Source organism: Mycobacterium sp. IDUB_1 (assembly GCF_055419625.1).
In genome coordinates, this window is sequence record NZ_JBVAYA010000001.1 from 2,325,641 (window position 1) to 2,338,700 (window position 13,060).

General features: G+C 69.7%; 10 protein-coding genes. 6 read left to right on the forward strand and 4 right to left on the reverse strand.

The window, feature by feature from the left end; all coding sequences use genetic code 11:
• Nucleotide 1 precedes the first annotated feature (1 nt).
• Nucleotides 2-853, reverse strand: a complete 852-nt coding sequence (locus ACZYYX_RS11695; RefSeq protein WP_463814555.1) for a hypothetical protein — start codon at nt 851-853, stop codon at nt 2-4.
• A gap of 254 nt (nt 854-1,107) precedes the next feature.
• On the opposite strand from ACZYYX_RS11695, the gene ACZYYX_RS11700 reads away from it, so the two are divergent.
• Complete coding sequence (locus ACZYYX_RS11700; RefSeq protein WP_046366341.1) at nt 1,108-1,368, forward strand: DUF3107 domain-containing protein; 261 nt, start codon at nt 1,108-1,110, stop codon at nt 1,366-1,368.
• Between the two features lie 13 nt (nt 1,369-1,381).
• Here the strand turns inward: ACZYYX_RS11700 and ACZYYX_RS11705 are convergent, their stop codons facing one another.
• Nucleotides 1,382-2,062 carry a TetR/AcrR family transcriptional regulator gene (locus tag ACZYYX_RS11705; protein WP_463814556.1) on the reverse strand — a complete coding sequence of 227 codons (681 nt, stop codon included), beginning with the start codon at nt 2,060-2,062 and terminating at the stop codon, nt 1,382-1,384.
• Between the two features lie 150 nt (nt 2,063-2,212).
• On the opposite strand from ACZYYX_RS11705, the gene ACZYYX_RS11710 reads away from it, so the two are divergent.
• From ACZYYX_RS11710 to ACZYYX_RS11720, 3 genes are all read left to right on the forward strand, one after another.
• A complete protein-coding gene (locus tag ACZYYX_RS11710) occupies nt 2,213-3,247 on the forward strand; it encodes a DUF3152 domain-containing protein (protein ID WP_463814557.1) in 1,035 nt (344 codons plus the stop codon).
• Between the two features lie 98 nt (nt 3,248-3,345).
• On the forward strand, nt 3,346-4,524 hold the full coding sequence (gene moeZ, locus ACZYYX_RS11715) for an adenylyltransferase/sulfurtransferase MoeZ (protein WP_111512422.1): 1,179 nt from the start codon (nt 3,346-3,348) through the stop codon (nt 4,522-4,524).
• Nucleotides 4,525-4,560: 36 nt separating this feature from the next.
• Complete coding sequence (locus tag ACZYYX_RS11720; RefSeq protein ID WP_463814558.1) at nt 4,561-5,415, forward strand: TIGR02569 family protein; 855 nt, start codon at nt 4,561-4,563, stop codon at nt 5,413-5,415.
• Nucleotides 5,416-5,492: 77 nt separating this feature from the next.
• On the opposite strand, the gene ACZYYX_RS11725 is transcribed toward ACZYYX_RS11720, so the two are convergent.
• Both ACZYYX_RS11725 and ACZYYX_RS11730 read right to left on the reverse strand, forming a co-directional pair.
• Nucleotides 5,493-5,789, reverse strand: a complete 297-nt coding sequence (locus tag ACZYYX_RS11725; protein ID WP_463814559.1) for an MGMT family protein — start codon at nt 5,787-5,789, stop codon at nt 5,493-5,495.
• Nucleotide 5,790: 1 nt separating this feature from the next.
• Entirely contained in the window at nt 5,791-6,573 is a 783-nt protein-coding gene (locus tag ACZYYX_RS11730) for an alpha/beta fold hydrolase (RefSeq protein ID WP_463814560.1), read from the reverse strand.
• Nucleotides 6,574-6,649: 76 nt separating this feature from the next.
• On the opposite strand from ACZYYX_RS11730, the gene ACZYYX_RS11735 reads away from it, so the two are divergent.
• Entirely contained in the window at nt 6,650-9,793 is a 3,144-nt protein-coding gene (locus tag ACZYYX_RS11735; RefSeq protein WP_463814561.1) for an ATP-dependent helicase, read from the forward strand.
• Nucleotides 9,790-13,059: an ATP-dependent helicase gene (locus tag ACZYYX_RS11740; RefSeq protein ID WP_463814563.1), complete on the forward strand. Its 3,270-nt coding sequence runs from the start codon at nt 9,790-9,792 to the stop codon at nt 13,057-13,059. Before ACZYYX_RS11735 ends, ACZYYX_RS11740 begins: the two co-directional genes overlap by 4 nt.
• The last annotated feature ends 1 nt before the right edge of the window (nt 13,060 follow it).

Below are 13,060 nucleotides of genomic sequence, written 5' to 3' on the forward strand. Positions count from 1 at the left end.
CTCAGCGGGTGCAGTTGGTGATGATCGAGTTGCCGTTCTGCGCCGCGATCACTGCGCCGTTGGCGTCCAGCACCTCGCAGTTCAGCTGACCGGTGACGCTGGTCCCGGTCACCGAGCTGAGCGTCACACCGGGGTCCAGCGTGATCGTCTTCGACCAGGGCAATGCGACGTTCACGTCGGTCTGCAGTGCGCCCTGGGCATCGGTGTAGATGACGGTGACCAGGTCGAGAAGCCCCTTGGTTCCGGTGATGCGATAGGTGACCGTGCCCGGCACTGCGGACTGCGGCGGGGGAGCGGCCTGCGGCGCGGGCAGCAGCGGCGCGGCGGGCGCCGGGACCGGCATCTGCGCGGTGGGTGTCGGGGAGATCGTGGTGACCGTCTCGGCAGGCAGCGACGGCTGCGAGGGTAGCGCAGGTGCGGGTGCGCGCGGTGTGGCCGACGGCTCGGGTGCCGAGGTGGTGGTGGCGTCCTGGGAGGCGTCCGAGGCGATGGTCGCCGACACCGAACCGCTGTCCCCGCCGCCGAGGATCATGCTCGCCATGATCACGGCGATGAACAGGACGGCCCCGGCCACGCCGGCGATCCACATCCAGCGCCGGTCGACGCGGGCCTCGTCGAGGTAGTCCTCGTAATCGGCGTCGTAGTCCTCGTCGTAGTCCCCGTCGATATCACCCGAGTAGTGATCGTCGTCGCGGGGGTAGACGTCGGTGTCCAGGTCGGCGCGGTACTCGGCGCTGCCGGAGTCGCCGTACCGGCCGTGGTCCCGGTCGTAGCGGCTGCGCCGACGCGGAGTGCTGACGCGTTCGGTCGGCGTCAGGGCGTACGGCGATTGTGCGGTGTATGGCCTGTTCATCCAGCTGTCCCAGTCGTCGCTTGAGGCGGTGCGGGGCCGATGCTACGAACACTGGCGTGACGGGTGGGGCTGACGCGCCTGCTGTGGCGGTCACGGTCGGGACTCAGTTCGGTCGCTGCGCCGTTGCACAGCGCGAGGTTGCTGGCGGGCCGCTGGCAGGCGCGTTCGCTGACCGCGTAGGTCCCGGGCACGCACTCCGCGGGCGCTGTCCACTAGCCTCCTGGGGAGAGATTCGACGACAGAAGGGTTCCACTGTGGAGGTCAAGATCGGTGTCACCGACAGCCCGCGCGAGCTGATCATCAACAGCGCGCAGACACCGGCCGAGGTGGAGAAACTGGTCACCGACGCGCTGGAGGCGGGCTCGGGCGTGCTGGCCCTCACCGACGAGAAGGGGCGACGCTACCTTGTGCAGGCAGCGCGCATCGCGTACGTCGAGATCGGTGCTGCCGATGCGCGTCGCGTCGGGTTCGGCGTGGGCGCCGTGGGTGCAGAGGTGACGCGGACCGCCGGCTGACGCCGGCAGCTGCTCAGGAGCGCGTCAGCGGGACGTGCGACAGGCCGCCCCAGATGAAGGCGACGGTTCCTTCGACCGCATCGTCTTTGTCGATCGGGCGGTCGTTGTTGAGCCAGTAGCGCGCCGAGTCGACGCTGATGCTCACCAGGCCGACGGCGATCATTCGTGCGCGGTGCGGCTCGAGTCCGGAATCGTGGCTGATGAGGTCGAACACCGCATCGGTGCACGCCTCGGTGGCCACCTTCACCTGGGCCGCCACCTGCGGCTCGGTGACGTAGTCGTTCTCGAAGATCAGCCGGTAGCCCTGGCCGTCGTGCTCGATGAAGTCGAAGAACGCCGCCACCGCGGCGCGCACCCGCTGCCGGTTGTCGGTCGTGGTGCGCAGCGCCTGGCGGACGCCCGAGACGAGATTGTCGACGTGGCGCTGCAGGACCGCCAGGTACAGCTCCACCTTCGACGTGAAGTGTTGATACAGAACGGGTTTGCTGACGCCGGCCCGCTCCGCGATCTCGTCCATGCCGGCCGCGTGGTATCCGCGGTCGACGAAGACTTCGCTGGCCGCGATCAGAAGCTGCCCCCGGCGCTCGTCGCGAGGTAGGCGGTTGCCACGCCTGGCTGTGCCGGAGCTGGACGGCCCCGTACCGCTGGCCGGCTGCCCACTGCGCCGTTGCGCCGTTCGGGCCACTTCGCTCATCAGATCCTCGAGTTCTACTGCCGACGGATGACCGTCGTGAGTTCGGTCTCCTGACATTACTACCGTTAGCTGCTCTAAGACGGGAGGACTCCGGCCCGGCGGCAGGCGCGCCGAGGGCGTCCATCAAGCAACCTGTGTCATCCTGTGTCGGTGACCTACGACCCGGGGCATCGCGGGAACGGTCGCGTTCCGGTGCTCCGCGACGAATGGCGCGAACCGCTGCGCGCGCAGCGTGATCCGCTGGCCGAAGAGACCGGGCGGGCCCGGTCCAATCGCGACGGGCACCAGCGCTGGCGCAAGCAGACATGGCTCGGACGGTTCGTGTCCACCTACGGCTGGCGCGCGTATGCGCTGCCTCTGCTCATCGCTCTGACCGCCGTCGTCATCTACCAGACCATCAACGGGACCAGCGTCGCCCCGCCCGTGGCCGACGACGAGGGGCCGGTGCAGGGGCCGCCGACGATCGGTGTCGCCAGCACCGCGATCGTGGGTGCCCCGCCCAAAGGGCTGACGCAGTTCGACGCCAACCTGCCGACCGGCATCCTGCCCGAAGGCGGCCCCTTCACCGAGGCCGGCGCACGCACCTGGCACGTCGTCCCCGGCACCGCCCCGCAGGTCGGTGAGGGCACCAGCAAGGTGTTCACCTACACCGTCGAGGTCGAAGACGGCGTCGACACCACGACCTTCGGCGGCGACGACGGCTTCGCCCGCATGGTCAGCGAGACGCTGGCCAATCCGAAGAGCTGGACCCACAACCCACAGTTCGGATTCGTCCGCGTCGACGACACCTCAGGCGTGCAGCCGGATTTCCGGGTATCGCTGACGTCTCCGATGACGGTGCGGGAAGGCTGCGGGTACGACATCCAGCTCGAGGCGTCCTGCTACAACCCGGCATATGACGGTCAGCCACGCGTCTTCATCAACGAGGCGCGCTGGGTGCGCGGCGCCGTGCCGTTCCAGGGAGACATCGGCTCCTACCGGCAGTACGTCATCAACCACGAGGTCGGTCACGCGATCGGCTATCCCCGACACGAGCAGTGCGCGGTCAGCGGCGAGCTGGCCCCGGTGATGATGCAGCAGACGTTCTCGACCAGCAACAACGATGCCGCGCGGTTCGACCCCGGTACGGTCACCCCCGACGGGAAGACCTGCCGATTCAACCCGTGGCCCTATCCGATCGCCTGATCTGTCCTCCGGGCCGTCCGGGAAGCGTCGGGGCCTCGTTGCTGTTGCACCCTGATACCTGTTGAGATGGGTGTCGAAAGTCAACCAAGGAGAGTCCGGTGTCCTCACCGCTGCCACCGCTGGTCGAGCCAGCCGCTGAACTGACCCGCGACGAGGTCGCCCGCTACAGCCGTCACCTGATCATCCCCGACCTGGGCCTCGACGGTCAGAAGCGGCTGAAGAACGCCCGCGTGCTGGTGATCGGCGCCGGTGGCCTCGGCTCGCCGACCCTGCTCTACCTCGCCGCTGCCGGTGTCGGCACGATCGGCATCGTCGAGTTCGACGTCGTCGACGAGTCCAATCTGCAGCGCCAGATCATCCACGGCCAGTCCGACATCGGACGCTCCAAAGCCGAGAGCGCGAAGGACTCGATCCTCGAGGTGAACCCGCTCGTCGAGGTGATCCTGCACGAGGTCCGCCTCGAGCCGGAAAACGCGGTCGAGATCTTCAGCGACTACGACCTGATCCTCGACGGCACCGACAACTTCGCGACCCGTTACCTGGTCAACGATGCCGCCGTGCTCGCCGGCAAGCCGTATGTCTGGGGATCGATCTACCGCTTCGAGGGCCAGGTGTCGGTCTTCTGGGAGGACGCTCCCGACGGCCTGGGCCTGAACTACCGCGACCTGTATCCCGAGCCGCCGCCGCCGGGGATGGTGCCGTCCTGCGCCGAGGGTGGTGTGCTGGGCATTCTGTGCGCATCGATCGCTTCGGTGATGGGCACCGAAGCGATCAAGCTGATCACCGGCATCGGCGAGCCACTGCTCGGCCGGCTGATGGTCTACGACGCGCTGGACATGACCTACCGGACGATCAAGATCCGCAAGGATCCGGCCACGCCGAAGATCACCGAGCTGATCGACTACGAGGAGTTCTGCGGTGTGGTCTCCGAAGCCGCCGCCGAGGCTGCCGCGGAGTCGACGATCACCCCGCGCGAACTGGCCGAGCTGCTCGACTCGGGGAAGCCGTTGGCGCTGATCGACGTTCGCGAACCCGTCGAGTGGGACATCAACCATATCGACGGTGCGCAGTTGATCCCCAAGGGCGCCTTCGAATCCGGCGAGGCGCTGTCGAAGCTGACCGTCGATCGCACGCCGGTCTTCTACTGCAAGACCGGGGTGCGCTCCGCGGAGGTGCTGGCCATCGTCAAGAAGGCCGGATTCTCCGATGCGATGCACGTCCAGGGCGGAATCGTGGCGTGGGGTAAGCAACTCGAACCCGACATGGTGATGTACTAACGCGGGGTTGGCGGTCGCGGCAATTACGCTGATGCGGTGACCTTCGAGCGACCACCCGAGCATGTCCTCACGGCCTTCGGGCTGTCCGGAGTGCAGCCGGTGCCGCTCGGGTCCAGCTGGGAGGGCGGCTGGCGCTGCGGTGAGGTCGTGCTCTCGATGGTGGCCGATCATGCCCGCGCCGCCTGGTCGGCGAAGGTACGGGAGACGTTGTTCGTCGACGGCATCCGGCTCGCGCGGCCGGTGCGGTCCACCGACGGACGCTACGTCGTCGCCGGCTGGCGCGCCGACACCTATGTCGCGGGCACACCGGAACCCCGTCACGACGAGGTGGTCTCGGCCGCGGTCCGGTTACACGAAGCCACCGCGACGTTGGAGCGGCCGCGGTTCCTGACGCAGCCGCCGGTGGCGCCGTGGGCGGACGTGGACGTCTTCATCGCCGCCGATCGTGCCGCGTGGGAAGAGCGTCCCCTGCATTCGCTGCCGCCGGGTGCGCGGGTGGCTCCGGGGACGGCGGACGGGCAGAAGTCGATCGACCTCATCAATCAACTCGCCACGCTGCGCAGGCCGACGAAGAGCCCGAGCCAGCTGGTGCACGGGGATCTCTACGGCACAGTGCTTTTCGCAGGCACCGCAGCCCCCGGCATCACCGACATCACGCCGTACTGGCGGCCGCCCGCCTGGGCCGCGGGCGTCGTGGTGGTCGACGCGCTCTCGTGGGGAGAGGCCGACGACGCCCTGATCGAACGCTGGGAAGCCCTGCCGGAGTGGCCGCAGATGTTGTTGCGGGCCTTGCTGTTCCGCCTCGCCGTCCATGCGTTGCATCCGCGGTCGACGGCGGCTGCGTTCCCGGGTCTGGCGCGGACGGCGTCCCTGGTCCGCCTGGCGGTGTGATCGGATCTTCTGCCGCGGAATAGAATTCCTGGTCGTGAATTCGCGTCGGGCACAGCCGTGCTTTCTCAACGGCTGAGTCAGAAGGTGTGGCGATGCTGCGCCAGGGGGATGCGGCCGTCGACGGCCAGCACCCCTTCGGCACGCAATCGGGCGAGCTGGCGAGTCGTCAGATGGGGCGCGGGGCGCCCGGACGCCCGAATCACACGGTGCCACGGCAGATCTGACGAATCCGTGCGCATGATCCAGGCCACGATACGCGGACTGGACAGCTCGGCGGCTGCGGCGATGTCACCGTAGGTGGTCACCGATCCGGCGGGCACCGAGGCCACGAGTGCGCGGACGGCCTCGACCTGCGCGTCGGTGATCGCCGCCATCTCAGCGCAGCAGGTCTTCGATCAGCGCGGCCGTCTCCGCGGGTTTGGCCAGCGGCACCATGTGGTCGCAATCCCATTCCAGTACAGTAAGATTCGGCCCCAATCCGGCGTCGAGCGCGGCGACCAGCTCGCCGCTGGCGTACGGCGGGTCGGTACGCAGGGCACGCACCAGCGTCGTGGGTGTTCCGTCGCGCGGGATCGGCACCGGCCGGGTGAGCTCGCTCCAGTAGGCGAGCATCGCGGGAATGCTGATCCGCCAGCCCACCCGGCCGTTCGGCAGATCCACAAGGTGCTCGTCGAGTTCGCGGTCGAGTTCGGCCTGCTCGACCTCACCCCACGAGCCGCCCGTCTTCTCGTTGCGGGCCTCGGCGCGGTCGGTGTAGTCGGGCGAGGCGTACATGTCGTCGGCGACCTCGCGCATCCACCGGCCGTCGAGCGCCACCGCCGGATCGAGCAGTACCAGGGCAGACACCAGGTCCGGCCGTGCCGCAGCGAGATTCAGTGCCACCGCACCGCCGAACGAATGGCCCGCGACCACCACCGGTTCACCGCCCTCGCGGTCCAGAAGTGCCGCCAGCGCACTCACGTTGGCCTCGATCGACCACGGTGCATCCCACGACGAGCGGCCGTGGCCGAGGAGGTCGGGCGCCAGTGCCGGTACGTCGGGAAGGTGCCGGTCGAACAGCGTCTCCCACCGCTTGCCGTGGCCGGTGAGGCCGTGGATCGCCAGAACCCGGGCGCGTGAGGCCGGTCCGAATCGGTAGGTGCACAACAGGTCGGTCACCCCACGATGCTGCCATCGATGCCGGTCGGCGCACCAGTTCGGGTCGTTTGTCGGACCCTCGTGATGTAGTGCGTCCATGTCTGCGCCGCACACCGAGTTGTCCCCTGAGGCACTGAAGCGTCCCGGGTTGCGCGGCACGGTCCGGTTGCTCGGAGGCCCCGGAACCGGGAAGTCGACGGCGCTCGTCGAGACCGCGGCGGCACACCTTGCCGCCGGCCGGGACGCGGAATCGGTTCTGCTGCTCACGGGCTCGTCACGGTTGAGTGCCCAGGCGCGCGCGACGATCACCGCGAAGGTCCTGGCCGCGGGGGACCAGACCGTCGTTCGTGAGCCGCTGGTGCGCACCGTGCATTCCTACGCGTTCGCTGTGCTCCGGCTGGCTGCGCAGCGCTCCGGAGGTGCGCCACCGCGGCTGATCACCGGCGCCGAGCAGGACGGCATCATCCGCGAGTTGCTCGCCGGCGACCTCGAAGACGGCGACGCCTCGCCGGTGCGCTGGCCTGAGCGGCTGCGGCCCGCACTGGCGACGGTCGGTTTCGCCACCGAACTGCGGGATCTGATGGCCCGGTGCAACGAGCGCGGCGTCGATCCGGTTGCGCTGCAACGTCTCGGACGGCGCGCACAGCGCCCGGAATGGCAGGCGGCCGGCCGGTTCGCGCAGGCCTACGAGCAGATCATGCTGCTGCGCGCCGCGGTCGGCATGGCTGCTCCGCAGGCCACGGTGCCTGCGCTGGGGGCTGCCGAGCTCGTGGGTGCCGCCCTCGAAGCGCTGGCAGCCGACGCCGACCTGCTGGCCGCCGAACGAGCGCGCGTGCAACTGCTGCTCGTCGACGATGCGCAACACCTCGACCCGCAGGCCGCGCGGCTGGTGCAGGTCTTGGCCGCCGGCGCGGAACTCTGCGTGATCGCCGGCGACCCGAATCAGACGGTGTTCGGTTATCGGGGCGCCGATCCCGAGCTGCTGCGTGGGGAAGGTCCGGCGATCACGCTGACGCAGTCGCACCGGTGTTCAGCGTCGGTGGCTCGCGCGGTCGAGGCGCTTACTCGCCGGCTGCCCGGCGGCGACAGCACTCGGGCGCTGACGGGCACGGATGAGGCAGGGGCGGTGACGGTGCGTATCGCTGCGACCCCACACGCCGAATGCGCCGTGATCGCCGACGCGTTGCGCCGTGCCCATCTGGTCGACGGGGTGCCGTGGTCCGACATGGCGGTGATCGTGCGCTCCGTGCCCAGAATGGGACCCGCGCTGTCTCGCGCGCTCACTGCGGCCGGCGTCCCGGTGGTCGGCCTGCACAGCGACGCACCGTTGATCGCGGTGCCCGCGGTCAGGGCGCTGATGACGGTCCTGGAGGCAACGGTCGAGGGACTGACAGCCGAGCGCGCACTGGCTGTGATCACCGGACCCATCGGCCGGGTCGACCCGGTGTCGCTGCGTCAATTGCGGCGCGCATTGCGGCGACGCGCCGCCGACCCCGCAGCTGACTTCGGTGAGCTGCTGATCGCGGCCGTGGACGGCTCCAGCAGTACTGGCCGGTCCGAAGGTGCTGTGCCCGGCGAGCTCGACCGCGCGCTGCGACGGGTGGCGACCGTGCTCAAGGCCGCGCGCGACAGCACGCGGCGCAGCGACGATCCGCGACATACGTTGTGGCAGGCGTGGAATCGCAGCGGCTTGCAGCGGCGCTGGTTGGCCGCGACCGAACGGGGCGGTCCCGGGGGTGAACAGGCCGAGCGCGATCTGGATGCGATGACCGCCCTGTTCGACGTCGCCGAGCAGTACGTCGAGCGCACCGCCGGCGCGTCCCTGCGCGGGCTCGTGGATCACGTCGCCGGGTTGACGTTGCCGCCGGCCCGCTCCGACAATCGCCCGGCGACCGACGCGGTGGCGCTGGTCAGTGCGCACTCGGCGCTGGGTCGCGAGTGGGATGTCGTCGTCATCGCCGGGCTCCAGGAAGGCCTGTGGCCGAATGTGTCGGCGCGCGGCGGGATTCTCGCGACGCAACAGCTCGTCGATGTCCTCGACGGTGTCGCCGATCCGGCCGATCGCACGCTGTCGGGGCGGGCACCTCTGCTCGCCGAGGAACGCCGGCTGCTCATCGCCGCGGTGGGCCGCGCACGCCGCCAGCTTCTCGTCACCGCCGTCGACAGCGACACCGGCGATGCGGCACTGCTGCCGTCGCCGTTCTGTGGTGAGCTCGCTGCGGTGGCCACCGAGGAGCACACCGAGTCGGAGGGCCCGGTCCGTGCCCCGCGGGTACTCGCCGCCAACGCCGTGGTGGGGCGCCTGCGATCGGTGGTGTGCGCGTCGCCGCAGGACGTCGCTGAGGATCATCGGGTCTGTGCGGCAACCCAATTGGCGCGTCTCGCCGAGGCAGGTGTGCACGGGGCGGCCCCGGAGTCCTGGTACGGGCTTCGCCAGGTGTCGACCGAGGCGGCGCTCTGGAATGGCGCTGGGGAGGCTGTCACGCTGTCGCCGTCGACGGTGCAGATGCTGTTGGACTGTCCCCTGCGGTGGTTGTTGGAACGCCACGGCGGCAGCTCGGCGCGGGACGTGCGCTCGGCGTTGGGTTCACTGGTGCATGCCCTGGTGGCCGATCCCGCCGTCTCCGAAACCCATCTGCACACCGAGCTCCGCCGGATCTGGGCCGCGCTGCCGTTCGACGCGCAGTGGCACGCGGACAACGAGTTCGAGCGCCACCAGGAGATGTTGAGCACGTTCACCCGCTGGCGCGCCGATACGCGCAACCGCTTCACCGAGGTCGGCACCGAGATCGGCGTCGACGGTGAGGTGGTGGCCGCCGCCGACGATCAGCCCGCGGTCCGCATCCGCGGCCGCCTGGACCGCCTTGAACGCGACAGCGAGGGCCGGCTCGTCGTGGTCGACATCAAGACCGGTAAGAGCCCGGCCACCAAGGACGATGCCCAGGCTCACGCGCAGCTGGCCATGTACCAGTTGGCGGTCGCCGAAGGCCTGCTGGCCGACACCGCCGAACCCGGCGGCGGAAAGCTGGTCTATCTCGGTAAGACCAGCGGCGGCAGCGCCACCGAGCGGGAACAGGACGCGCTGACACCAGAAGGTCACGCGCAGTGGCGCGCTCAGGTGAGCGAGGCCGCTGCGGCGACACAGGGACCGCAGTTCGTGGCCCGAGTCAACGACGGCTGTGCGCACTGCCCGATGGCAGCGATGTGTCCGGCCCGCCAGAGCACGAGTGAGGATCGATGAACCCGCGCTACAGTCCCGCCGAATTGGCCGACGCCTTGGGCATTTTCGCGCCCACCGACGAGCAGGCCGCCGTCATCTGCGCTCCGCCCGGCCCGCTGGTCGTGATCGCCGGCGCGGGGGCGGGGAAGACCGAGACGATGGCCGCACGGGTGGTGTGGTTGGTGGCCAACGGGTTCGCCACTCCCGGCGAAGTCCTGGGCCTCACCTTCACCCGCAAGGCTGCCGGGCAGCTGCTCCGCCGCGTGCGGACGCGGCTCGCACGCCTCGCCGGTGCCGGGCTGGCGTTGCCGGACGCGGCTGGCCTCGTCGACGATCCCGTCACGGTGAGCACCTACCATGCCTTCGCCGGCACGCTGCTCCGCGAACACGGGCTGCTGCTCCCCGTCGAACCCGACGTTCGACTGCTCGGAGAAACGGAGTTGTGGCAGCTGGCTTTCCGTGTCGTCTGCGAGTATCCAGGGCCGCTGGACACCGAGAAGTCGCCGGCGTCGATCACCGCGATGGTGCTGCGCCTGGCAGGTCAACTCTCCGAACACCTGGTGGACACGGCATCGCTGCGCGACACCCACGTCGAGCTCGAGCAGTTGGTGCACACCTTGCCTGCGGGCCCCTATCAACGCGATCGCGGGCCGAGCCAGTGGTTGCTGCGGATGCTCGCCACCCAGACCGAGCGCAGCGCGCTGGTGCCGCTGATCGACGCGCTGCATCAGCGGATGCGCGAGGAGCGTGTGGTCGATTTCGGCACCCAGATGAGCGCGGCCGCCCGGTTGGCCTCGCAGTTCCCTCAGGTCGGTGAACAGTTGCGGCAGCGCTATCGCGTCGTGCTGCTCGACGAATACCAGGACACCGGACACGCGCAGCGCGTGGCGTTGACGTCGTTGTTCGGCAACGGTGTCGACGACGGTCTGGCGCTGACCGCCGTCGGCGATCCCATCCAGTCGATCTACGGCTGGCGCGGCGCATCGGCGACCAACCTGCCGCGGTTCACCACCGACTTTCCTTTCAGGGACGGCACGCCGGCTCCCACGCTGGAGTTGCGCACGAGTTGGCGCAACCCTCCCGAGGTGCTGCACCTGGCCAACGAGGTGTCCACCGAAGCGCGGCAGCGCTCGGTGTCGGTGCGCCCGCTGCTGTCTCGCCCCGACGCCGTGGCGGGAGACGTGCGGTGCGCGCTGCTCTCCGACGTCGAAGCCGAGCGGGAGTGGGTCGCCGGGCAGGTCGCCGACGCCTACCGCGCCGCGACCGGCGCGACGGGTGTGGCACCGACGGCGGCAGTGTTGGTGCGGCGTAACGCGGACGCGGCGCCGATGGCCGATGCCCTGGCACGCCACGGCATCGCCGCGGAGGTGGTCGGGGTGGCGGGGCTGCTGGCGGTGCCCGAGGTTGCCGACGTCGTGGCGATGCTGCGGTTGGCTGCCGATCCGATGGCGGGAGCCGCCGCGGTGCGGGTGCTCACCGGCCCGCGGTGGCGCCTCGGTGCCGCCGATCTGGTGGCTCTCTGGCGTCGCGCGGTCACGCTGGACGATGCGCCTGCGGCCGAGCGCGGCAGCGCCGAGCAGGTCCTGGCCCAGCTCGGCCCCGAGGCGGATGCGGCGTGCCTGGCTGACGCTGTCTGCGACCCGGGGCCTGCGACGGCCTATTCGGCCGATGGCTTCGCCCGCATCGTCGAACTGGGCCGTGAACTCGCGGCGCTGCGCGCCCACCTCGACGGGGCGCTGACCGATCTCGTCGCCGAGGTCCGTCGGATGCTCGGCGTGGATGCCGAAGCACGGGCTGCGCGGCCGGTATCGGCGGGATGGTCGGGTACCGAGCATCTCGACGCGTTCGCCGACGTCGTCGCCGACTTCGCCACCCGTTCCGGCGCAACGGTTTCGGGGTTGCTCGCCTATCTCGACGCGGCCGAACAGGTCGAGAACGGTCTGGCGCCTGCCGAGGTCGCGGTCGCTGCTGACCGCGTGCAGATCCTGACGGTGCATGCAGCCAAGGGTCTCGAATGGCAGATCGTGGCCGTGCCGCATCTGTCCGGTCGGGTCTTCCCGTCGACGGCGTCACCGCGGACATGGCTCACCGATGCCGCCGACCTGCCCCCGCTGTTGCGAGGGGATTGCGCCGCGGTGTCCGCGCTCGGCGTCCCCGTCCTCGACACATCGCGGGTCAACGATCGAAAGTCGCTGTCCGACACGATCTCCGATCACAAGCGGAGCCTGGATCAACGGCGTGCTGACGAAGAGCGGCGGCTGCTGTACGTGGCGCTCACCCGCTCCGAACACACCCTTCTGGTGTCGGGCCATCACTGGGGTGCCACCGAGTCCAAGCCCCGCGGGCCGTCGACGTTCCTCACCGAACTCAAAGACGCGATCGACGCGGCGGAGGCGGCGGGAACACCGTGCGGTGAGGTCGCCGTCTGGGCCGATGCGCCCGCCGATGGGGATCCCAATCCGCTGCGCGGCCGCGTGATCGAGGCGTTGTGGCCTCACGACCCTCTGTCGAGCCGGCGTCCCGGCGTGCATCAGGGTGCCGCGCTGGTGAACGCAGCCATGGCGGGGCAGGTGGAGCCGGTGATCGTCGACGACGCGCACGGCTGGATCGCAGATGTCGACGCGCTGCTGGCCGAGCGGGAACGAGCCGAGCAGTCCGTGATTCCTCCGCTGCCCGCACAGGTGTCAGTCAGTGCGATGGTCGACTTGGGTCGTGACCCCGAGGCCGCGGCGCGGCGCCTCCACCGCCGCCTGCCCCGCCCGCCAGCGGCGCATGCGTTGCTGGGCACTGTGTTTCACGAATGGGTGCAACGCTATTACCAGGCCGAGAAGCTGTTCGATCTCGACGATCTGCCCGGTGCGGTGGATGCCGGCCGGCACGATCGCGGCGAACTCGAGGATCTGCAGTCCGCATTCGCGGTGTCGGAATGGGCCGCGCGCACGCCGATCGACGTCGAGGTCCCGTTCGACATGATGCTCGGCGGTCGGGTCGTGCGTGGCCGCATCGACGCGGTGTTCGCTGACGACGACGGCGGGGTCACCGTGCTCGATTGGAAAACAGGTGAGCCGCCCTCAACGCAGGAAGAACTGCAGCACAACGCTGTTCAGCTTGCCGTGTATCGGCTGGCGTGGGCTCGGCTGCACGGCCGCCCGCTGTCCTCGGTGCGCGCGGCGTTCCACTACGTCCGGTCAGGACAGACGGTCACGCCGCAGACGTGGCCGGATACCGACGAACTCGCGGCGCTGCTCGCCGATCCTGGTGACCCGGCCGGCACCGACGCGGCCTGAC